Annotated in this window: 21 protein-coding genes; all 21 read left to right on the forward strand. The window is 37.7% G+C overall.

Annotation, left to right across the window (positions count from 1 at the left end; genetic code table 11):
• Positions 1 to 161: 161 nt before the first annotated feature.
• The 21 genes from WC906_03120 (at position 162) to WC906_03220 (ending at position 23,505) form a co-directional block, all read left to right on the forward strand.
• Positions 162 to 866, forward strand: a complete 705-nt coding sequence (locus tag WC906_03120; protein MFA5777403.1) for a segregation/condensation protein A — start codon at positions 162 to 164, stop codon at positions 864 to 866.
• 93 nt (positions 867 to 959) lie between these two features.
• Positions 960 to 1,508: an SMC-Scp complex subunit ScpB gene (gene scpB, locus WC906_03125; GenBank protein MFA5777404.1), complete on the forward strand. Its 549-nt coding sequence runs from the start codon at positions 960 to 962 to the stop codon at positions 1,506 to 1,508.
• A gap of 121 nt (positions 1,509 to 1,629) precedes the next feature.
• Positions 1,630 to 2,652: a serine hydrolase gene (locus WC906_03130; protein MFA5777405.1), complete on the forward strand. Its 1,023-nt coding sequence runs from the start codon at positions 1,630 to 1,632 to the stop codon at positions 2,650 to 2,652.
• Between the two features lie 68 nt (positions 2,653 to 2,720).
• Positions 2,721 to 3,830: a phospho-N-acetylmuramoyl-pentapeptide-transferase gene (locus tag WC906_03135; protein ID MFA5777406.1), complete on the forward strand. Its 1,110-nt coding sequence runs from the start codon at positions 2,721 to 2,723 to the stop codon at positions 3,828 to 3,830.
• A 73-nt stretch (positions 3,831 to 3,903) separates the two neighbouring features.
• Positions 3,904 to 4,956, forward strand: a complete 1,053-nt coding sequence (gene pgk / locus WC906_03140) for a phosphoglycerate kinase (protein ID MFA5777407.1) — start codon at positions 3,904 to 3,906, stop codon at positions 4,954 to 4,956.
• A gap of 89 nt (positions 4,957 to 5,045) precedes the next feature.
• Complete coding sequence (gene eno, locus WC906_03145; protein MFA5777408.1) at positions 5,046 to 6,341, forward strand: phosphopyruvate hydratase; 1,296 nt, start codon at positions 5,046 to 5,048, stop codon at positions 6,339 to 6,341.
• A 98-nt stretch (positions 6,342 to 6,439) separates the two neighbouring features.
• Entirely contained in the window at positions 6,440 to 7,450 is a 1,011-nt protein-coding gene (locus WC906_03150; protein ID MFA5777409.1) for a carbohydrate kinase family protein, read from the forward strand.
• A gap of 95 nt (positions 7,451 to 7,545) precedes the next feature.
• The gene (locus WC906_03155; GenBank protein MFA5777410.1) at positions 7,546 to 8,796 is read left to right on the forward strand and encodes a cell division FtsA domain-containing protein; all 1,251 of its coding nucleotides are present in this window, start codon (positions 7,546 to 7,548) and stop codon (positions 8,794 to 8,796) included.
• Positions 8,797 to 8,893: 97 nt separating this feature from the next.
• Complete coding sequence (locus WC906_03160) at positions 8,894 to 10,849, forward strand: hypothetical protein (GenBank protein MFA5777411.1); 1,956 nt, start codon at positions 8,894 to 8,896, stop codon at positions 10,847 to 10,849.
• A 149-nt stretch (positions 10,850 to 10,998) separates the two neighbouring features.
• On the forward strand, positions 10,999 to 11,322 hold the full coding sequence (locus WC906_03165; protein MFA5777412.1) for a KH domain-containing protein: 324 nt from the start codon (positions 10,999 to 11,001) through the stop codon (positions 11,320 to 11,322).
• A gap of 82 nt (positions 11,323 to 11,404) precedes the next feature.
• Complete coding sequence (gene trmD, locus WC906_03170; GenBank protein MFA5777413.1) at positions 11,405 to 12,076, forward strand: tRNA (guanosine(37)-N1)-methyltransferase TrmD; 672 nt, start codon at positions 11,405 to 11,407, stop codon at positions 12,074 to 12,076.
• A 143-nt stretch (positions 12,077 to 12,219) separates the two neighbouring features.
• Positions 12,220 to 13,326, forward strand: a complete 1,107-nt coding sequence (ftsW, locus tag WC906_03175) for a putative lipid II flippase FtsW (protein MFA5777414.1) — start codon at positions 12,220 to 12,222, stop codon at positions 13,324 to 13,326.
• Between the two features lie 69 nt (positions 13,327 to 13,395).
• Entirely contained in the window at positions 13,396 to 14,505 is a 1,110-nt protein-coding gene (murG, locus tag WC906_03180; GenBank protein MFA5777415.1) for an undecaprenyldiphospho-muramoylpentapeptide beta-N-acetylglucosaminyltransferase, read from the forward strand.
• A 127-nt stretch (positions 14,506 to 14,632) separates the two neighbouring features.
• Complete coding sequence (locus WC906_03185; GenBank protein ID MFA5777416.1) at positions 14,633 to 15,139, forward strand: transposase; 507 nt, start codon at positions 14,633 to 14,635, stop codon at positions 15,137 to 15,139.
• Complete coding sequence (locus tag WC906_03190) at positions 15,126 to 15,248, forward strand: hypothetical protein (GenBank protein ID MFA5777417.1); 123 nt, start codon at positions 15,126 to 15,128, stop codon at positions 15,246 to 15,248. Before WC906_03185 ends, WC906_03190 begins: the two co-directional genes overlap by 14 nt.
• Positions 15,249 to 15,333: 85 nt before the next feature.
• A complete protein-coding gene (locus WC906_03195) occupies positions 15,334 to 16,365 on the forward strand; it encodes a hypothetical protein (protein MFA5777418.1) in 1,032 nt (343 codons plus the stop codon).
• A gap of 1 nt (position 16,366) precedes the next feature.
• Entirely contained in the window at positions 16,367 to 17,758 is a 1,392-nt protein-coding gene (gene murC, locus WC906_03200) for a UDP-N-acetylmuramate--L-alanine ligase (protein ID MFA5777419.1), read from the forward strand.
• Between the two features lie 138 nt (positions 17,759 to 17,896).
• Positions 17,897 to 19,411 carry a glycosyltransferase family 39 protein gene (locus tag WC906_03205; protein MFA5777420.1) on the forward strand — a complete coding sequence of 505 codons (1,515 nt, stop codon included), beginning with the start codon at positions 17,897 to 17,899 and terminating at the stop codon, positions 19,409 to 19,411.
• 12 nt (positions 19,412 to 19,423) lie between these two features.
• Entirely contained in the window at positions 19,424 to 22,156 is a 2,733-nt protein-coding gene (locus WC906_03210; GenBank protein ID MFA5777421.1) for a cation-translocating P-type ATPase, read from the forward strand.
• A gap of 14 nt (positions 22,157 to 22,170) precedes the next feature.
• The gene (gene murB, locus WC906_03215) at positions 22,171 to 23,103 is read left to right on the forward strand and encodes a UDP-N-acetylmuramate dehydrogenase (GenBank protein ID MFA5777422.1); all 933 of its coding nucleotides are present in this window, start codon (positions 22,171 to 22,173) and stop codon (positions 23,101 to 23,103) included.
• A gap of 51 nt (positions 23,104 to 23,154) precedes the next feature.
• Positions 23,155 to 23,505: an HPF/RaiA family ribosome-associated protein gene (locus tag WC906_03220; protein MFA5777423.1), complete on the forward strand. Its 351-nt coding sequence runs from the start codon at positions 23,155 to 23,157 to the stop codon at positions 23,503 to 23,505.
• The last annotated feature ends 162 nt before the right edge of the window (positions 23,506 to 23,667 follow it).

A 23,667-nucleotide genomic window follows, 5' to 3' on the forward strand; every position in this document is an offset into this window, starting at 1 on the left:
TTGGCGATGGGTAAAACCCATCTTAACCGTTCTTCTTTAATTGTTTTTGGCATATTGATACACATCCTCCAAGATAACTCTATCTTGGAAAAACCGCCATATGTATGTGGACATTACCTTGGACTCTTCCAAGCTTTTTATTTTTATGTTATCGTATAGTTATGGCGTATCATTTTAAATCGGATAAATTCGAGGGACCGCTCGACCTTCTTTTGCAGTTAATTGAGGAGCAGAAAATGAGTATTACGGAAGTAAGTCTGGCAACGGTGGCGGATCAGTATTTGGAGTATCTAAGCCAAAAAGAAAAGATAACACTGGAAAATTTGGCTGATTTTTTGACCGTCGCGTCCAAACTTATCCTCATAAAATCCAAGGCGCTTCTGCCGACGCTGGAGTTTTCTGATGAAGAAGAAAAAGAGATATTGGATCTGGAAAAACAACTGGCCGAGTTTAAGAAATTCAAGGATATTTCTATTTCCATTGGAAAAATGTCCGAGTCGAAAAGAATCAGTTTTTCCAGGGAAAAATTTGTGGCGATAAAAACATTTTTCTATCCCCCGGAGAACATTAATGTTTTTGATTTCAAGAAATATTTTTTGAAAGTGCTGAGTGAAATTCCGGCATTCGAAAAATTGGAGGAAGAAATGGTGCGAGAGGTGATAACTCTGGAAGAAAGAATCGGGCATCTCCATGATTTCATTAAAGGAAAGATAGAAACATCATTTTCAGAACTAGTTTCCAGCGCGGAAGACAAAATAGATGTAATTGTTTCATTTCTTGCGATGCTGGAAATGGTGAAACAGAAGATTATAAACGTGGAACAAAATGAATTATTTGAGAATATTAAGATGAAAATTAAAAGTTAAACTTTTTTGTCATTCTCGCGGAAGCGGGAATCTACGTTATCGATTTAAGGGAGTGTAGATTCCGGGTCAAGCCCGGAATGACATGCGGATATTATGGAATTAGAAAATTTGAAATCAGCGATTGAAAGCCTTTTGTTCATCAGCGGGGAGCCGATGAAAATAACAAAAATTGCAAAAATTATTGAAGTTTCCAAGGAAGACATTGAAAATGCTCTGATGCTTTTGACCGGAGATTATTCAACGCAAAAAAGAGGAATAACGATAATCAAAAAAGAAGATGAAGCTCAAATGGCGACTAGTCCCGAAAATGCTTCTTTTGTGGACAAAGTGGTGAAAAGCGATCTTCAGGAATCGTTATCAAATGCATCGCTCGAAGTGCTTTCGATCATCGCTTATCGCGGGCCGATTTCGAGAGCCGAAATAGAAGCGATCAGAGGAGTTAATTGCACTTATACCGTCAGGAATTTGCTGATGAGGGGATTAATCGAGAGAATAGATAATCCGAAAGATTTGCGGGGATATGTCTACAAAATTTCCTTTGAATTTTTGAAAAAACTGGGGATAGATAGTGTAGATAAATTACCAAGTTACGAAGAATTATCGAAGGATAGTAGGATAGAGAGCGTTGTAGATAATAATTAGTTTAAAATTTTTAATTCTTAATTTTTGAATTTTTAAATAATTTTTAATGTCTTAATTTTTAAACATTTAGAAATTTAGACATTATTTACAAAATTAAAAATTACAAAATTAAAAATTCCACATGTCGACTTCAGCAATGGTTTTAATGCTGGTGATAGCGCCGTTAAATTCGTTTTTATTTGCGAGTAAGTCTTTTAGCATTCCCAATAATGATCAATCCGCTTCGATCCAGAAAGAAAATTCCGGTTTTGTCGAAGGCGTGGAAAAAGACACGGAAAAATCGGCAGTGAATAGCGCCCCAGCTCCAATTCCAATATTCCAGCCGATCAAAAAAGAAACTGCGACAAATCTGGCTATTCCCAATGCCCATTCCTCATTAATTATAGATGTTGATACGAAAAAAGTCCTTTACGAAAGTAGCGGCAATGAGCGAAGACAGATTGCGTCACTTACCAAGATGATGACAGCGACGCTGGTTATGGAAAAAATTTCTAATTTAGACGAGCTGGTTACTATAGGTGAAGAGGAAGTTTATATTGAAGGAACAAAAGTGGGCTGTCCGCGCTCCGGTTATTGCATTAGCCAAAGGTTAAAAGTGGGAGAAAAGATTTCAACTCTGAGTCTTTTGAAAGCAATGCTTATGAATAGCGCCAATGATGCAGCTTTGGCCTTAGGAAAGCATATTGGAGGATCAGAAGAAGCCTTTGTCGACATGATGAATAGAAAAGCCAAAGAGCTAGGTCTCAACGATACTAATTTTTGCACTCCTTCCGGACTGGAACCGGACGGAAGGGAGTTGGAATGTTATTCATCAGCTCACGATATCGCTTATATCGCTGCTAATTCAATAAAATATGATCTTATTTGGGATATTATGCGCCTTCCAAATAATACTGTTGTAACTTCGGCGGATGGAACTTGCAGCCATACAATTCTTAATACGGACATTGTTCTGAATGATATTACGAATTGCATTGGAGGAAAAACAGGATTTACTCCTTTGGCTGGGAGGTCGCTTCTTTTGGGCGCATCGGATCCGACTGGAAAACATAGGATAATAGCAGTGCTTCTGGATGATCCGTATCGATGGCAGGATATTAAGACGATGATTAGCTGGACATTTCAGTCGTATGAATGGAGATAATATAAATCACTAAACAATCGCGAAACTAATCGCGAATAATCTCGAATAAATTTTAGCGATATATCTCAATGCAGATTGCGCAAATACAAACAATTCCGCAGGTAGTTGAAATTCTGAAGGTCTTAACGACCGGATTTTTGGCTTTTGTTTTGGCTTTTTTAGTTACCCCTATTTGGACCCACTTCCTCTATAAATATAAAATAGGAATAAAAATAAAGGACAAGTCGGTCGATGGGAAAGAACTTACTTATGTTAATCATCTTCATGCCGGAAAAAACGGCACTCCGACTATGGGCGGACTCATCATTTGGTTTTCGGTAGCCGTTCTGGTTTTTGCTTCTCATTTTTTATTTCCATTTATTGCCAAATGGACTGGCATCAATTTTTTTGCCAGACTGGATTTTTACAGTCGTTCTCAGGTCTGGCTTCCTCTCTTTGCATTAATTTCAGCAGGGATTTTGGGTTTAGTTGATGATTTTATGAGCGTTAAGGGTTGCGGAAAAAACAAAGGCGGAGGGATGAGATTTGCGATGAGGTTTTGGTGGCTTTTGGTGATTGCCGGAATCGGATCCTGGTGGTTTTTTTCAAAATTGGGCTGGGATAGGATTCACATTCCAGCTTATGGAGATGTGTCTATCGGATTTTGGTATATTCCGCTTTTCATTTTTGTTATCTTGTATTCAGCCATTTCATCCAATGAAACTGATGGACTGGATGGACTGGATGGAGGAATATTGGCCATCGCTTTTTCGTCTTTTGCGCTGATTTCTTTTTTTCAAAATAAGCTGGATCTGGCTGCTTTTTGTGCGGCAATCGGCGGAGCGCTTCTGGCCTTTCTCTGGTTTAATATTTTTCCAGCCAGATTTATTATGGGCGATACAGGCGCGGTTTCGCTTGGCGCGACGCTGGGAGTGGTAGCAATGCTTACTAATTCAGTTATAGCTTTGTTTATTATAACTTTTATTTATATTTTGGAATCGGGAAGCGTGGTAATCCAGCTTTTCAGCAAGAAATTTTTCCATCGAAAAGTATTTTTGGCAGCTCCAATCCATCACCATTTTGAAGCCAAGGGCTGGCCGGAAACTAAAGTGACAATGAGAGCCTGGATTATTACCATAGTCATGGCGCTGGTTGGAGTGATTATGGGAATTTTAGGAGGGGGAAGATTCCATCAGTAAGTTGCGCTAATAATCGCTAATATTAACGAATTTATTCGAATTCATTCGATATAATTCGCGACAATTTGCATATATGAAAAAAATACAAAACGCAGATTTAAAAGACAAAAAAGTATTGCTGAGAGTGGATTTTAACGTTTCTCTGGAGAAGGGAGACGTAAAGGAGAAATACAAGATAAGGGCATGCAGAGAATCACTCATTTATCTTATGTCGCAAGATGCGAAAGTAGCATTGCTTACCTATTTTGGCCGTCCGGGAGGGAAAAAAGATCCTCGATATTCATTAGATCAGATTAAGGACGACGTAGAAGATATTTTGGACTGTAAAGTTAAATTTGTTTCTGATTGCATTGGGGAAGAAGTGAAAAAAACAGTAGATAATTTAGAAAAAGGAGAGGTAGCTTTGCTGGAGAATGTAAGATTTTATTCCGAAGAAGGGGATGTGGAAAAAGGCACATCCTATGATCCGGAATTTGCCAAAAAATTAGCAGACGGATTTGATATTTTTATCAATGAAGCATTCAGCCAATCTCATCGGAATCAGGCTTCTATTACGGGAATAGAAAATATTTTACCTAGCTATGCCGGTCTTTGGCTTCAAAAAGAAATAGAGCATCTGGATAGGGTCAAAAATAATCCCCAGCATCCGGCAGTGGCGATTATCGGCGGAGCCAAAATTGAGACCAAACTTCCGCTAATAAAAAGTTTTGAAGAAAGTTATGACAATATTTTGGTCGGAGGAAAAATCGCCAACGAAGCAATTGATGAAAAAATAACTTTTGGCGAAAAAGTGATGCTTCCGGTTGATTTTTCAGGCGATAGGCTGGATATTGGCAAAGAAACCATTAAAAATTTCTCGGAAATTATTAAAAACGCCAAAACAATTGTCTGGAACGGTCCGATGGGAAAATTTGAAGAAAGTCCGTATGATTTGGGGACGAAAGAGATATTGAAAGCCGTGATAGAAAGCGGGGAATATTCTTTGCTGGGAGGGGGAGAATCGGTAGAGATTTTGGAAAAAGAGAATGCAATGGAAAAAATATCTTTTGTTTCGACCGGAGGGGGAGCAATGCTGGAATATCTGTCCGGCAATCCGATGCCGGGGTTGGAGGCGCTAAATGATTAGTTGTGGTATAATATTATCATACAGAGCTAATAAATTTTCAATTTTCAAATTTTGTAAATTTATCACTGATAATTGAAAATTCCGAATTTATGTCAAAGATACAGAAAATTTATGCTAGGGAAATTTTGGATTCAAGGGGCGATCCGACTGTGGAAGTTGAGGTTGAACTAGAAAGCGGAGTAAAATGCGTGGCGGCAGTACCATCGGGCGCTTCAACCGGATCATACGAAGCGATCGAACTTCGCGATGGAGACAAAAGCCGATATCAGGGCAAAGGCGTCTTGAAAGCAGTGAAGAATGCAAATGAAGAAATTCAAGAAGCGCTTCTTGGAAAAGAATCGGAAAACCAAAAAGAGATTGATGAAATAATGATAAAACTGGATGGAACAGAAAATAAATCAAGGCTTGGAGCCAATGCGATACTGGGAGTATCTTTAGCGGTTTGCCGCGCATCTGCCGCAGAACAGAAAAAACCATTATATCAATATATCGCTGAAACTTTTGGGATAAAAAGCAAGAAATACAATCTTCCCATCCCGATGTTTAATGTTTTGAATGGCGGACAGCATAGCGATTCGGGGCTTTCTATTCAAGAATTCAAAATTGTTCCCACAGGAGTAATAAGTTTCAAAGAACAACTTCGGGCGGGAAGTGAAATTTTTCATGCCCTTAAAAAAATATTGGAAAACAATGAACAGAAAACCAGCGTGGGAGACGAGGGAGGATTTGCTCCGAACCTGGAAAGCAATACTCAGGCATTAGAATTAATTTGTCAGGCCATAAAAGAAGCTGGATATGCTCTTGGCAGTCAAGTTAATATCGGTTTGGATGCTGCGGCTAGCTCTTTTTTCAACAAAGATGACAATCAATATTTTTTGGAACCGGAAAAAGTGGCGCTCAGCCGGGAAAGCTTAATAAATTTATACAGAGAATGGATTGATAAATATAGCGTAATTTCAGTAGAAGACGGACTCAATGAAGATGACTTCGAAGGATGGGGGATTTTGACCAAAAAATTGGAAGAAAAAAATCCATCCCCGGATATTTCGAAAGTAATTGGGAAATATATGACTATTGGCGATGATTTGCTGGTGACCAATACAAAACGGCTAAAAAAAGCGATTGAAACCAAAGCTTGCAACAGCGTGCTTATTAAAGTAAATCAAATCGGAACGCTTTCTGAAACAGTTGAATGCATCAAACTGGCTCACAAAAATAATATGAAAACGGTAATTTCCCACCGAAGCGGAGAAACGACAGATGATTTTATTTCCGATTTGGCTGTCGGAACCGGATCGGAGTTTATGAAATCCGGATCGCTTTCCCGGGGCGAAAGGCTTTGTAAATATAATAGACTTACGAAGATTGAGGAAGAAATAAAATAAGCTCATAAAGCTATAAAGTTTTTAAAGTTCATAAAGTATGCATATTGTAATTGTTTTTGCGCTTTATAAACTTTATAACTTTATAAACTTTTAAACTCATGCAAATTATCTGCATTGGATCATCGGCAAAAGATGTTTTTTATCCCACGGAAAAAGGGCATATTGTTGATACCCCGGAAGATTTGGAATCGCAAAAAAAATTCTGTTTTGAGCTTGGCGCCAAATATCAAGTGGAAGATCGATACGAATCCATTGGAGGATGCGCAGCCAATGTGGCGGTGGGACTTTCCAGATTAGGCATAAAAACTTATTGCTATACAAAAATAGGAAAAGATAATTTGGGAGAATGGATTGTTGAAGAGCTTAAGCGCGAGGGGGTGGATAAAGAGTTTGTGGAAATCGAAAAAGATTGCCAGAGTGATTTGTCAGCCATAATTGTGGACAAAAAGAGCGGAGAGCATACAATATTTTTCAATCGTGATGCCAATGAGAGATTAGAAATATTTCCCGAAAAACTGAAAAAAGCCGATTGGATTTTTGTGAGTGCTTTAAACAGCAGCGAGTTTGTTAAATGGGAAGAAAATCTAGGCAAGATTGTTGGAGTTTGCAAGGAAAGGGGAATAAAGTTGGCGCTTAATCCAGGCCAATCTAATATTAAAGAAAATTGCGCTAAAATTATTGAAGCAATAAAACAGAGCCAAATTCTGATGCTTAATAAAGATGAAGCGATTGAAATTATGTCGCGAGAAAAAAAATATTCAGCCGAAGATCTAAATGATGAAATATTTTTGCTGGAAAATCTCAAAGCGATGGGACCAGAAACGGTAACACTTACAGATGGAGCGCGCGGAGCCTGGCTTCTTGAAGGCAACTCTTTTTTGCAAACGGAAACTATTGGAAAAAATCCAGTGGAAACAACTGGAGCGGGAGATGCTTTTTCCAGCGGTTTTTTGGCAGCTCATCTTAAGGGAAAAGACGCTGAAGAATGTTTAAAATGGGGAATTGCCAATAGCGGAAATTCTTTGAACTTTTTTGGAGCAACAGGAGGGCTTTTGAAGGAAGAAGGAATGCTTGAAAAAATAAAAGAAGTTGAAATTAAAAAAATATAGCCATAGTCTATAAAGCTAAAAGTCTATAAAGTCTAAATTTATTTAAATTCTTTACGACTTTACGACTTTATGTCTTTACGACTTTTGACTGAACTATGGGATTTTTTGGCAAAAACAAAAACGATACAATACTGGCGCTGGACATTGGAACAGAGGTAGTAAAAGCTCTTGTTTTTGAGGCTGATTTGAAAGATAATAAGGGGGTGGTGATTGGTGTCGGCAAGAAAAGACAAGGAAGAAAGAATATGCAAAGCGGCGCTGTTTCCGACATCACTGGCGTGATAAATACCTGTAAAGATGCTATTGAAATAGCTTGTCAAAAAGCGGGAATTAAGAAAATAAAAAAAGGAATAGTGGGAATTGCCGGAGAACTTGTTAAAGGAACAACAACCACGGTGCATTACGAAAGAGCTGAGCCTGAATCAAAAATTGATCTTCCGGAACTCAAAAATATTATTCAGAAAGTTCAAGAAAAAGCCTATGAAAGAATTGAAAGCCAGCTGGCTTGGGAAACAGGACAAAATGATATTGAAGTGAAGCTTATTAATGCAGCTATAGTGGATGTCAGGATTGACGGCTATCAAGTTTCGAATCCTATCGGTTTTCAGGGAAGAGATGTTTCGATAAGCATTTTTAACGCTTATGCTCCTATGATTCATCTGGGAGCGCTCCAGACCATTGCTGATGAATTGGGAATCAATCTTATTAGTATCGCAGCGGAACCGTATGCAGTGGCAAGGTCGGTGGATTATGAGGATGTTTTGGATTTTAGCGCTATCTTTATTGACATCGGCGGCGGAACAACTGACATTGCGGTTGTCAGAAATGGCGGTCTTGAAGGGACAAAAATGTTTTCTTTGGGCGGCAGGGCTTTTACGAAAAGATTGTCGCAAGAATTAAATATCGGATTCGAAGAAGCGGAAATTTTTAAGATAAAATACTCCGAAGGAAAATTGGGATCCGATGTTTCCATAAAAATAGACGAAATACTTCGAGGGGATTCGATGGTCTGGCTTGGAGGAGTAGAGCTTTCGCTTATGGAGTTTTCAGAAACTGATCTGTTGCCTTCAAAGATTTTGCTTTGCGGAGGAGGATCGGCTCTTCCGGGCATAAGGAGAGTCCTGGCCTCTGCCGAATGGATACAGAACCTTTCATTTTCAAAACCTCCTGTGGTAAGTTTTTTGCAGCCTGGCGATGTGGCAAAAGTTTTCGATGCAACCAAGGAGCTTGGAACTCCTCAAGATGTGACTCCGATGGGACTTGCAAATCTGGCGCTTGAAATAGCCGGCGAGGAAAGAGTTATGGCAAGCATCCTGAGAAGAGTTTTGCAAGGAATGAAAAGATGAACGCCAATAGTCACGAATATTTAAGTCTAATAAATCGCGAATATTAAGGAATAATAATTCGAATGTATTCGTTTAATATTAGCGACAATTCGCATATATGCATCAAATATTTTATATTGACATCGATGAGGAAATAACCTCGGTCATTGATAGGCTCAGAAAATCAAAGGCTAAAGAGAATTTTTTCGTGGTTTCTCCGAGATCTTTGATTTTGCAAAGCGTGGTTAGCTTGAGGCTCTTGAAAAGAGAAGCGGCCAAAGAAGAAAAGCAGATTGCCATAGTTGTTAATGACAAAGGCGCCAGTATGAAAATAGAAAAAGCCGGGATTCTGGTACTTGATTCGATAAAAGGGCTGGAAGAAGGAGAAGAAATAAAAGAAAACTTTGGTTCACAAATGGAAATAAAATATTCTAACAAAAATAACTATAAAAATATTATGAAAACAGAAAAGAGCAATAAAAAAACCAGGCTTCAAAAAATCGGGTCGGATAGTTTTTATGAAGAAGATGGCAATAAAGATGATGAGTTGCCTGCCAAATTGCCTTCTGCTGCCAAAATAACCGGAGCTAAACCTAATAATCCTGTTGAAGCGCCTGCTTTAGGAATGGATGGCCTTGGCCCTAAAAATACTTCCGACATAAAAAAAGAAAAAACAGCTTTTTCTTATGCTCCCGAGGCTAGTTTTGAAGGGTCTTTTCCCGAACACAAACCCTTTGAATCCAAGAAGGAATATAGTTCGGATAAAATAAGCGATCTTAGCAATATGGATCCGTATAAAGAGAAATTGGTGGAAGGATTTTTTAATCCCGAACCAAAAAAGGATATTTTTAACAATCAAAATAATCAATCAAAAGAAAAAAAAGAAGATATTGTTACGGCATCCCGCAGTATCGGTAAAATAATTTTTAGTTTTTTCATAATTTGTCTTCTCGTGGCATCGGGGGTTGCTGCTTATCTTTTTCTTCCTAAGGCAACTGTTCTGGTTGCCACAAAAAGGGAAGTTAAGAAATTTGATTTAGATACAAAAACCATTGCTAACCAGTCGGAAGTCAAAAGCGAAGACCTATCCATTCCCGCTAGAATAATTGAAAAAGAAGGTTCCATGTCTGATTCGTACAAAACTACCGGGAAAAAGGGATCCTCTTCTGATACCAGCCAGAAAGCAAAAGGGAAAATTACCGTTTATAACAATTACAGTGAAGAACCTCAGCAACTCATTGCTACAACCAGATTTCTTTCAACTGACGGGAAATTATTTCGCATAGCGAAGAGTATCACGGTTCCTGGGATGAAAGATTCTAATCCTGGGAGTGTTGAAACTGACGTTATTGCAGATCAGTCCGGAAGTGAATATAATATTGAAGCTTCGGATTTCAAAATTCCAGGATTCGAAGGTACTCCCAAATACAATAAGTTTTATGCAAAATCATCCGCTGTTATGTCCGGGGGAGGTTCTAGCGAATCAAGCGGAATAGCGGTTGTTTCTCAAAACGATTTGGATGGGGCAAAAAAAGAATCGGAAGCAAAAATAAAAGACCAATTAAAACAAGAAGTCAAAGACGAGATCGGTCCCAATGATGTTTTTCTTTTAGAGGCATCCGAAATAAATATTTCAGAATCATCCGCAACGGCGAGAGTGAATGAGGTTGCGAACAGTTTTGATTATAAAGCTAAGGGGAAAATAAAAGCTATTGTATTCTCAGAGGAAGATTTCAAAAAATTAGCGGGAGGCATTTATAATAAAGCAAATCCGGACAAGACGATTTCGGATCTTTCTTTGCTGAAGATTAGTTATGGAGCTTCTTCAGCGGAATTTGACTCCGGAATTCTATCAATCAAAGCTAATGTCGAAGTTTTCGTTGAATCCAATATCGATTGGGATGATTTCAGGAAAGAAATACTAGGCAAGAGCGATGATCAAATAAAAGAAATTCTAAATGATTATCCGCAAATTGAAAAAATTAATATTGATTTCTGGCCGTCCTTCATGTCCCAAAAAATACCGCAGTATGAGAAAAGAGTGGTAATTGATGTAGAAAAAAGCTCTGATTAGGTATTTTTAGAGTTAATATGTATACTGAAAATTCATAATTGACAAGCGAATAAAATAGGTTTATAATATAAGCAAAATGAGAGAAAAGGAAGGAAAGGTCGTCCTTCGAACGCTCTCTAGCTAATCAGTAATTTAGGCGATACAAGAAAATGGCAGAAAGACAAACTGATCAGGATTTTCTAGAGTATACCGTCAAAATGCTCGTAGATTTCCCTGACGATGTAAAAGTCGAAAGAAAGATTGACGAAATGGGCGTTCTTATTGCTTTGGATGTGAATTCAAAGGATATGGGAATGGTCATTGGGAGAGAAGGAGCTACCGCAAAAGCTCTTCGAACAATTTTGAGAGTAATTGGAGCGCGAAACAACGCCCGAGTGAATCTCAAGATTAACGAACCGGAAGGTTCCGAAAGAGGAACTAGCAGAAAAACCGAGAAGAGCATTGACGATGTAGTTGGAGATCTTAAAATTTAGATTTCAGAAAACTTTAAATCTTTTGCATAAAAGCCACACCGTGTGGCTTTTATGTTTGCCTATAAAATGCTAAAATATAGCTATGAAAAGGTTTGATATTATTACAATTTTCCCTCAAATTTTTGAGAGCTATTTTGGCGAGTCCATCGTTAAGCGCGCACGCGAAAAAAAACTGATTGACATCAATATTGTTAATCTTCGCGATTTTACCAATGACAAGCACAATACAGTTGACGATACTCCATTTGGAGGAGGCGCAGGAATGGTGCTTAAAGTGGAGCCGATATATAAAGCCGTAGAGTTCATAAAGCCGAAAGTCAATCCGTCAGCTGGTGGACGAAAGCCGCGAGTAATTATTTTTTCTGCGAAAGGAAAACGATACACTCAAGCGGATGCCGCAAGATTGTCCAAATACGATAGTTTGATTTTAATTTGCGGACGATATGAAGGAGTAGATGAACGAGTAGCGAAAAATATCGCCGACGAGGAAATTTCAATAGGGGATTACGTTTTAACCGGCGGAGAAATTCCGGCAATGGCAGTAATTGATTCAGTCACGCGTTTAATTCCCGGAGCCTTGGGAAATGAAGAAAGTTCAAAAGACGAATCCCATAGCCAGGAAGGGTATCTCGAATATCCGCAATATACTCGCCCGGAAAATTTTAACGATTGGAAAGTTCCGGAAATTCTTCTTAGCGGAAATCATAAGGAGATAGAGAAGTGGAGAAAAAATAAATCGAAAATTTCTAATTAATCTAATCATTCTAATCGACCTGGGTAAAAACCATAAATAAAATTTTTAATTTCAAACTTTTAATTTTATAAATAATTTATAAATGTTTAAATTTATTTAAAAATTACAAAATTAAAAATTAAAAATTGTAAATTATTTTTTTTGTGAATACCAATAAATCAGACAATATATTATTATTTTCCGTTTTTGCGCTTTTGGCTTTCGGTTTGATTATGATCACCAGTGCTGGAGTGGTCTATTCCCAATCTCGTTTTGGCGATCAATATTATTTTTTTAAGCGCCAATTGATTTTTGGAATTCTTCCCGGACTCATTGCCTGTTATCTGTGCCAAAAAATAGATTATCACTACTGGAAAAAAATTTCTGTGCCGTTATTTTTCATTTCTCTTGTCGCGCTTGTTTTAGTTTTTGTTCCTGGATTTGGAGCGAGACTTTATGGCGCAAGCCGTTGGTTGCAATTGGGACCGATTTCTTTCCAGCCTTCGGAGATGGCTAAGCTCTCAATAATTATTTATCTCGCAGCTTGGCTAGAAAGCCGCGGAAACCATCGTATCAGAGATTTTTTTGAAGGTTTTTTGCCCTTTGTTGGAATTATGGCCATCATCGGATTTCTGATTATAAAACAGCCGGATATGGGAACCTTGGGGGTTATTGTTATGACTATGCTTATCATGTTTTTTTCTTCCGGTTCGAAATTGTCTCATCTTTTTTGGATGGCAATCGCAGGCATATCAAGTTTTTTTATATTAGTAAAAATAGAGCCATACAGATTAAATCGATTGATGATTTTTCTTAATCCCGATTTAGATCCTAGGGGAATCGGATATCACATAAGCCAGGCATTGCTTGCAGTCGGATCCGGTGGTATTTTGGGATTAGGGTTGGGACATAGCCGGCAGAAGTTTTACTATCTTCCTGAGCCGGTTGGCGATTCAATATTCGCTGTTATTGGCGAAGAGCTTGGGATTATCGGAGCATCGGTGCTTGTGGCGTTATTTCTTGTTTTTGCCCTCCGCGGATTAAAGATTGCAAAAAGTTCTTCCGATGACTTCGGAAAACTTCTCGGAATTGGAATATCTTCTTGGGTTATCATTCAAGCATTTATTAATATTTCAGCGATTACTGCTATTATTCCGCTTACTGGAGTGCCATTGCCTTTCATTAGTTATGGAGGAACCTCAATTGTGTTTTTGCTGGCGGGAGTGGGAATACTACTGAACATATCAAAACAAACGAGGTTAGAATCATGAGTTAAGAATTATGAATCATGGATTATTTTTTCTTGATTCATAATTCGTAATTCGTAATTCATTAAATTTATGAGGATACTTTTAACTGGCGGGGGAACAGGAGGGCACATTTTTCCTTTAGTTTCCATAGTCAGAAAAATAAGGGAAAAATTAGGAGATGAAGCGGAATTTCTCTATGTCGGTTCTGGCGTTGCGATAGAGAAGGAGGTTATGAAGGAAGAAGGAATTCGGGCGAAATATATTTTGGCGGGAAAAGCCAGGAGATATTTTTCCTTGATGAATTTTGTGGATTTTTTCAAAACTCCCATAGGTTTTTTTCAATCTCTCTGGATTTTGCTTTCATTTATGCCCGATGTGGTTTTTTCTAAAGGCGGATATGTTTCTGTCCCAGTTGTTATGGCTGCTTGGATATATAGAATCCCGATAATTATTCACGAGTCGGATGCTGTTCCTGGAACTGCCAATAGGATATTGGAGAAATTTTCAAACAAAGTTGCTATTGCCTATCCAACCACTCAAAATTATTTTGAGGCTTCGAAAACAGCCTTAGTTGGAAATCCGGTGAGAGAGGGGATTAATAGCGGAAACAAGGAAGAAGCGAGAAAATTTTTTAATTTTACCGAGTCAAAACCTGTGATATTAGTTTTGGGAGGAAGCCAGGGTTCAGAAATTATCAACGAATCGGTTATCAGGATTCTTCCGAGAATTCTTCAACATGCCCAGATAATCCATCAAACCGGTGAAAAAAATTATGAAAAAGTTGTTCATGGCGCAGGGGAGCAAGGGATAAAAGCCGGAAGAGAAGGATACTTCCCCGTCCCTTTTATGGATTTTGAAACAATAAAGCAGGCATATGCTTTGGCTGACATGGTAATCAGCCGGGCAGGAGCCAATATTATTGCGGAAATAGCGGCCAATGCCAAGCCGAATATTCTTATTCCGCTTGAACATTCTGCGCAGGATCACCAAAGAATGAATGCCTATGAAATTGCCAAAGCCGGAGGAACTTTGGTTTTGGAAGAATCCAATCTGGGAGAAAATATTTTCTTCGAAAAAATAGAAAAGATACTTTTCGATGAAGAACTCAAAAAAAATATGTCCCACAATATAAGTGCGTTCTATCATCCCAACGCAGCGGAATATCTAGCGGACGGGCTGATTGAGTTGGGAAGGAAATAACAAAAACCATTTTCCTGACGTCAGTAAAATGGTCAATATCGGTTCGAATATAGTAAGAAGAATAAAATAAATTTAACAGAATGTCGGTTCAGGTCTCCGACCTGAACCGAAAAGGTTCTCAAAAACGATGCCATCTGTCAGAATTAAAAAAGAATTAAATTCGTCGATATATTTTCTGACAATAACAGTTAAAAATTGGTATTATGTTCTAGATAGGTATGATCGTTGGGATATTTTGGCCAATTCATTAAAATTTTTTCAAAACAAAAAAGGTTTAAAGATATTCGGTTTTGTTTTCATGACTAATCATATTCATCTTTTGATTTTCTCCGATGATGTTTCCGGTTTCGTTAGAGATTTCAAAAAATTTACTGCCAGAGAAATTCTTGCTAATATTCAGAAAACTGAGCCAAGCATTTTAAAATTGTTTTTGAGTGAAGATGGCAATCATTTTTGGAGCAAGACTAATATGCCGGAGCTGATTGAATCTGAAAAATTCTTTGCCCAAAAATTGAATTATATTCATAATAATCCGGTCAAGAGAAACTACGTTGAGATTCCTGAGAATTGGCATTGGTCGTCGGCTAATCCTAATAGCGGGATAAAAATTGAAAGCGTATATGAATACGAATAAGAACTATGCGGTTCAAGTCAGAGACTTGAACCGACAAGTAGATCCGGTAAGATTGTATTCAATGGAAAATCAAGAACTGGTCGATGGCTATTGGGTGATAATTAGGTGATGGAGATGGAATAGTGGCTAAAATAGAGAATTTTTTGTCAAGTCTTTAGTGTGATAATTGGGTGGTAAATTAGATATAAAATAATATGCTGGAAAAATTTGATTTTTCAAAAAAAGAAAAACCGCCGCAAAGAGAAGTCTTTAATGAAGATATGACTTCTGAGCCAAAAGAAACTGCCGAAGAAAGAGAGCGTCTTTTTGCTGAAAAATTCATAGAGGAAAACGAAAAACAGCATATACCTGAGTGGGAGGATTTTCTTAAAAAAGTAGATTTTCCGTTATTGAAAAATATTTTTTCGAAACTTTTGAAACAATGCGGTATTCCGGAAGAAAAAATGAATTTTATCGTTCCAGAAAAGATTTTTTCGCGAGAATGGGAAATTGGGGCGGGAACATATTGGCCAGAGTTTAACGTTATTACTTTATCCAAAGTTATAGAGGATAAAGGCTATAACCCTGAAATAAAGAGATTGAGAGCTCTTATTCATGAAGAAATTCACGCAATGAGCAAAAGTATCTGCATAGGATGGTCTCCCGAAAAAGGAACTTTTAAGAATCAACAAACCGGATTTTTTCGTAGCATTTACAAAGATGCAAAAATTCAAAGTCCTGTCTATAACGACCCCCAAAAAGGAGGCACTTCCTGTGAATTTTTTGCAGTATTTAATGAGGCAGTTACTGAAAAAATAACCGGAGAACTGACAAAAGAGTATCTGACTCAGTCAAACTGGCCGCGAAATGAAATCGAAGATTATGAAAAGGAAATTAAAGAACATCGACATTACACTTATGGTAATATAGTTCCATTGATTAATACAATAATAATAAAAATGTCACTTCGTTTGAAAATACCGAGAGAAACTATCTGGAATGCAATAAAAAGATCGTATGTCGAAGGGGAAAAATTTGAAGACCAGAAGATCATCGGATTGTTCGAGGAAACATTTGGCAAAGGGTTTTTAGATGACTTTTCTGATTTGCTATCTCCAATTTTTGCAGGATCAGAGGATATGATTAAAGAATTTAAGGAAAAATATAGTTTAGGCTTTTTATCGAGAAGAGAGTGCATTGAGGCAGGCCTCTATGACAAAGATTTTCAATCTATTTATGACAAATAATATGAACCTTAACCAAATTAAAAAAGCTTATTTTATCGGAATTAAGGGGGCAGGAATGACAGCGGTGGCTGAGATTTTGAAGGCGCGCGGAATTGAAATTTCCGGATCGGATACGAAGGAAAAATTTTTCACCGATGAAATTTTAAAGAGGAATAATATAAAATATTTTGAGGAGTTTAAAGCCGGAAATATTCCGGAAGATGTTGATTTGATAATTTATTCCACCGCTTATAGCGAAAACAATAACACGGAAATGTTGGAAGCCAGAAAGAGGGGACTCAATATGCTGAGTTATCCGGAAGTTTTGGGTTTGTTATTCAAAGAAAAATTGGGAATTGCGGTTTGCGGAACGCACGGAAAAACAACCACCACGGCGATTTTAGCATCTTGCCTCAAGGAAGCTGGAACCGATCCGACAGCTATTGTCGGGAGCAAAGCGATAGATTGGGATAGCAGTTCATTGAATGGAAAAGGAAATTTTTTTGTGGCGGAAGCGGATGAATATCAGAATAAATTGAAATATTACAATCCCTGGGCAGTAGTGCTCACTAGCGTAGACTGGGACCATCCGGATTTTTTTCCGACTTTTGAAGAATACAAAAAAGCTTTTCGCGATTTTGTGGAGAAAATTCCCAAACACGGATTCTTGGTAGTTTGCGGAGATGACGCGGATGCAATTGAGGCGGCAAAAAACGCTAGTTGCCAAGTTATCACTTATGGATTCGCTGATGGATGCGATTACAGGATAGAGGATTTGTCTTCAAAAAATTGGTCAGAAGAAGGTGAATTGGTCAAAACTTTTAAATTTTTTTATAAAGAAGAGTTTCTGGAAGATTTTGGAACTAAAATAATCGGGAGGCATAATATGCAAAATGCCGCGGCGGCGATTGCTGTTTGCCACAAATTAAAATTGGATCTGGAAAAAGTGAAAAATGCGATTTTAAATTTCCATGGCACCTCCAGAAGATTTGAAAAAATCGGCGAAAGAGGCGGCGCGATTTTGATCGATGATTATGCCCATCACCCGGAAGAAATAAAAGCCACTCTCAAAGCGGCCAGAGAAAAATATTATCGGAAAAACATCTGGACAGTTTTCCATCCGCATACCTTTACCCGGACTAAAGCTCTTTTCCATGAGTTTGCGCAAAGTTTTGACAATACGGACAAAGTTATTGTGATTGATATTTATGGAAGCGCGAGGGAAGAGCAAGGAGGAGTGTCTTCAAAAGATTTAGTTGATTTAATAAACAGATACAATCCTGGAAAAGCGGAATATGTTCCGACTATTCCGGAAGTGGTTGAATTTTTGAAAAATAAAATTTCCGGAAAAGACCTGGTAATTTCTATGGGTGCGGGAAATGTTTGGGAAGTGACGAAGGAGCTGGCGGAATGACATCTTTAGGTAACTTGTTTGTTTGTCATCCTAAGTCGCCGCGACGAAGGATCTCGAATAAATATAGACCAGCGAGAATAATTCTGGGATTCTTCGCGCGGCGCTCAGAATGACATAATATATATTTAAAATTAATTTATGTTTTCTAAAATAAAAATATTTTTTTCAAAACTTGATAAATATTACATTTATCTAATTTTAATATTAGGTGCTGTTTTGCGCCTTCGCAATATTTTGAACCGTGATTTTTGGTATGACGAAGCGTTTACCGGAATTACAGTTAAAGCTGATTTTTGGGAAATGATAAGGATTACCATCAATGATGTCCATCCGCCGCTTTATTATATGCTTCTCAAGCCATTTGCCTATTTTTTTAATTACAGCGTTTTTAGCATTCGTTTTTTCTCGGTCGTTTTCGGAATTTTAGGAATTTGGGCAATTTATTTTTTCACCAAAGAATTATTTGACAAAAAAGCGGCACTTTTTGCCAGTCTCATTGCCGCGCTTTCTCCATTTGCCATCCAATATTCGCAGGAAGGACGAATGTATTCTATGCTCTCTTTTCTTATTATGATGGCGGCTTATTTTTTGATTAAGGGGCTGAAAGCGGATAAATACAAGTATTATATTTTCTTTGGAATTTTTATGGGGCTTTCTTTCCTTACGCATTATATGGGAGTAATTTATTCTCTGATTTTTTATTTAGTTTTTGTAGTTTATAATTTTTTTCATCAAGATAACGGAAAGCTAAGCGCTAAAAAGGCATTATTAAATTTTCTGCCAAGCAAAAAAATAGTTATCGGAGCTGTTTCTTCGGTTATTATTTTTTCTTTTTGGATAAAAACTTTTGTTAGCCATTTGATGTATTCCGGGCTTAATAATATGCATTGGATAAAGTCGGTAAATTTCAGCGATATTTTTTCCAATATCCAGATTTTCCTATTCGGCTCTCCCTTAGGAGAACTCTCTGCCGGAATGCCTAATCCGAATAACATGAACCATATTTCAAGTTCAAGCATTCTGGTAGGAATAGTTTTGCTTTTTGGTTTTTTAATTCCGTATCTGATTAAAAAAGAAAAAGAAAAGACAGTTTATATTTTGATTATGTCTTTTGGTTTCATGCTTTTTATTTATTCAATTTCCATCACAGGCGACAATTATGTCGTTTCGCGTTATTTGATCGTTGCGGCCTATTTGATTTTTATTCTGCTTGGACTCTGGCTTTCAAAAGTGAATTGGAAAATTTCTACTTTCGCCTTGATCTTGTACGTCTTTCTGATTGCCAATATCCAAAATCTCAATTATTCAAAGGGCTATGGAGAGCTTAAAGCAGATCTGGGAAAATATAAAGGCAATCATTTCTATGTTCTCAACTCTTTCGATTATGTGATTGCCAAATATTATGTCGGAGCGGATAATTTGACTTTATACAATATCGACTGGCCGCAATATAATCCAAGCTACTGGGCGGCCATCGGAGCAACCCTTAAAAGAACCGAAAGTTATGATACGTTGAAAAATGATCCCAATGCTTTGATTTTAGCTAATATCCAAAAATCGCCGGACAAAAGAAATGACAAAACTTTTGACCCAACCGGCCTTCCGCTGGTAGCAAAATATGACAATATAACGATTTATAAGACGAGCAACTAATTAACAGGGTAAATGGAAAAAAAGATATACAACTTAAGTCCCGAAGAAGCGCTGGAGAAATTTAACTCCGGTTTCTCGGGAATTTCCAAGGAAGAAGCGAAATTGCGGAGGAAAACGTGCGGATTAAATTTGCTGAAAAATTCAGACAAGTTTAAATGGCTGAAAATTCTAGGAGGACAATTTAATGATGCTTTGATTTGGATTCTTCTGGTTGCTTCTCTTCTGGCTTTTCTTTTTGGAGAGCAGAGAGATGTAACAATAATTCTAACTATTGTACTGATCAATGCGGGAATCGGTTTTTTTCAGGAATTCAAGGCGGAAAAGATCATCGATAAGATAAAAAAATTTTCTTCTGACAAGGCAATAGTACTTCGCGACGGAAAGAAAGAAGAGGTTGATTCAAAATTTATCGTTCCGGGAGATGTGATCTGCGTTTCGGCTGGAGACAGCATTGCGGCAGATGGGTATATTTTGGAAAGTTTCAGCCTGAAAATAAATAGTTTTGTTTTTACCGGAGAGTCAAAACCAAAATCAAAAAAATCAGGAATAATTGGCGAAAAAGATATTCCTGTCTCTAATGTGGATAATATGCTTTTTTCCGGGGAAAGCGTGGCAGTAGGGGAGGCGGCATTTTTGGTTACGGGAATAGGAAAAGATACTGAGCTGGGAAAAATAGCAACTCTTACTACAAAAGTAAAAGATTTGCCTACTCCGCTTCAAAATAAAATGCGAAGCTTGGGGAGAATTATAACTGTTCTTTCTGTTTTTATCGGAATAATGGTAATGATTGCCGGACAATATTTTCATATGTCGCTTTACAAAAATTTTCTTTTTGCGCTGGCTCTCGCAGTTTCGGTGGTTCCAGAAGGACTTCCGGCGGCTATTTCTGTGGCGTTGTCTCTTGGTATGAAGAATCTTCTTAAAAAAAATGTTTTGGCCAAAAGGCTAAGCGCTGTTGAAACGCTTGGTTCAGTTGGAATAATCTGCACAGATAAGACTGGAACCATAACGCGGAACGAATTAACTGTAACCAGGATAGTAATCGATGAAAAGGTGATTGACGTTAGCGGAAATGGATACGAACCGAAAGGCGATTTCTATATTGGCAGTCAGAAAATCAATCCTCTCGAAATGAAAAATCTGGAATTAATTTTCAGGATTGGAACTCTTTGCAATAATGCATCGCTTCAAAAAAATGAAAACGGGTATGCGATAATTGGCGATCCGACTGAAGGAGCGATTATTGTAGCGGGAAAAAAATACAACAATCAAGAAGGATTTTTTGAAAAAGATGAGAAAAGAATTACCGAGAATCCATTTTCTTCAGAGAGAATGATGATGAGTGAGGTGTATAAAAATAGCAATGTGGTTTCCTACGTCAAAGGATCTCCGGATGTTGTTTTGGATCTTTGCGATAAAATATCAATCAATGGAAAAACAGCGAAAATTACGGAAGAAAATAAAAAAGAAATCAGAAAAAAATACAACGAGATGTCTGGCGAAGCGCTTCGAGTGCTGGCGTTTGCTTATAAGGACTTAAGTGATATGGAAAAGGAAGATTATAATAGCGAATCGGCCTTCGCTAAAGCTATAGCGGACAAGTCTGAGCAAAAATTGATCTGGGTTGGAATGATGGGGATGATAGATTCGCCTCGAGCTGGAGTTTCTGAAGCAATTCAAAGATGCGTTAATATGGGAATAAGGGTTATGATGATAACCGGAGATTACGAAGTAACTGCAGAAGCGATTGCCAAGAAAGCTGGCATTGTTCAGGAAGGAGAAGAATATGAAGTGATTTCTGGGAAAAAGCTGATGGTAATGAGCGACGAAGAAATTTATGCCAAAACGAAAAAGAAAAAAATAATTTTTGCGCGGATCGCTCCGGAGCAAAAACTGCAAATCGCTTCAATTTTGAAAAGCAAAGGAGAGATTGTAGCGATGACTGGAGATGGAGTGAATGACGCTCCGGCTCTCAAAAAAGCAGATATCGGAGTGGCGATGGGAATTATGGGAACAGATGTTTCCAAGGAAGCTTCTGATATGATCCTTTTGGATGACAACTTCTCTTCTATTGTGAATGGCATAACTGAAGGAAGAACGATATTTCGAAATCTCAAAAAATTTGTCCATTATATCCTTACGTCTAACGCTAGCGAGCTTTTTACGGTGGTCATCGGCGTGATTATGCAAATCCCTTCTCCAATAACGGCTATCCAAATTTTAGCCGTTGATCTGGGAACTGACATTTTTCCTTCATTCTCTTTGAGCATGGAACCGGATGAGCCGGGGATTTCGAGAAAGAAAAAGAAAGAGAACGTGATAAATTTCAAGGGATTCCGGAGAATCGTCTATATTGGAATTATTATGGCGTTGGGGGCGGTGGTAGCTTTCCTTTTGTCAATGATGCGCGGAGGCTGGAGTTTTGGAAAAGAAATAGCAGAAGGAGCTCTTTACGCCAAATCAACCTCAGCTGCCTACGCAGTACTTTCTATGTCTCAGATGGCGAATTTGCTTCAGTCCAGAAGCGAATCTCTTTCCGTTTTCAAGCTAGGATTTTTCAAAAATAAGTTTGCGATTTTTTCAATTTTCATTTCTTTGGGAATTTTGCTATCCTTTATGTATCTTCCATTTTTCCAGAAATATCTCGGAATGGTTCCGATTGGATGGCAGGATTGGACGGTGGTCGCAATTTCAGCCGTAGCGGTATTTTTGTTTGAAGAGGCTAGGAAAGGAGAAAGCAAATAAATCATTGCAATAAAATGCTTAATATTCAAAAAAACGTAAAACTTGCAGATCACTCAACTTTCAAAATCGGCGGACCGGCGAAAGAATTTGTCTTTGTTGAAAGCGAAGAAGATTTAATAGGGGCTATTAATTACGCAAAAAATAACAATCTCAAGCTTTTTATCTTAGGCGGAGGAAGTAATGTTTTATTTGATGACAGGGGCTTTAACGGATTAGCAATCCAAATGCGAAATGTCAAATATGAAATAGGAGATAATATTATCGAGTGCGGAGCGGGATTATTATTATCTAACGCAGTTAATATTGCAAGAGAAAATAATTTATCCGGATTCGAATGGGCAGTTGGAATTCCGGGGACGATCGGCGGAGCAGTGCGGGGGAATGCGGGAGCCTTTGGAAAAACCATAGCGGATTTTGTGATAGAAGTGAAATCTTACGATGTCTCTAATCAAAAAATTGTAAATTATCATCCTGGAGATTGCGATTTTAATTATCGTGAGAGTATATTCAAGCAAAATAATGGCTTAATCATACTTTCGGCCAAGATTAGGCTAAAAAATGGAGATAAAGATAAAATTCAGGCCAAAATTGATAAAATATTAAAAAAACGATCCGAAAAACAGCCAAAAAGCTGGTTTGGAAATGCAGGAAGCTTTTTTATGAATCCAGTGGTTGCAGATAAGGATTTAATAAATAAATTTGAAAAAGAAACCGGAAGCAAAATCGTCGGAAACAGGATTTCAGCCGGATGGCTGATCGAAGAAGCTCAACTTAAGGGGAAAAAAATTGGCAATATTTCCGTCAGCAATATTAATGCAAACTTTTTAGTGAACAACGGGGGTGGAACAATGGAAGAAGTCTTGACAGTTTCTGGTATTATTAAGCAGAAGGTCAAGGTCAGATTCGGGATAGATTTAAAAGAAGAAATAAGAATTATTTATTATTAATTTATCAAAAAATTAACAGGTTAATACTTAACATGTTAATCGGGAATTGATATGAATATCAGATATCTATTCAGGGAAACCAAGGTTGATGATAGGGAGAGAGAATATATTGAAAAAAAGTTAAAGCCGCTAAATAAGCTATTGAGTAATATTTTACAAATAGAAATTGAAATAGATTTGGAAAAAAAGGGGAAATTTAGGATTGAATTGATGATTTGCACCCCGTATAAAAAATATAGAGTTGAAGAAATTTCTGAAAGCATCGAAGGGGCTATTGATGGTGCAGCGGCGGATATCAAAGATCAAATAATTAAAGATAAGGGGAAAATTAAAACTCTCAAGAAAAGAGGAAGAATTTCGCTCAAAAAGAAGCTAGTCTTGGATGAAAAAGCCAGGTTCTAGTCTTTTTTGACAAATAGTATATAATGCAATTAGATGAGCTCATTTAAATTGACCACGTTTTTTTCCAAACACCGACCTGAAATTAATCATCGAATATCCCAGATATCGGAACCCCATGAAAGTGCATTGCAGTTTCTCATAACGAGTCTCCAATTTCCGGTA

The organism is Parcubacteria group bacterium, from assembly GCA_041657845.1.
Classification (GTDB): domain Bacteria; phylum Patescibacteriota; class Minisyncoccia; order Moranbacterales; family JAKLHP01; genus JAKLHP01.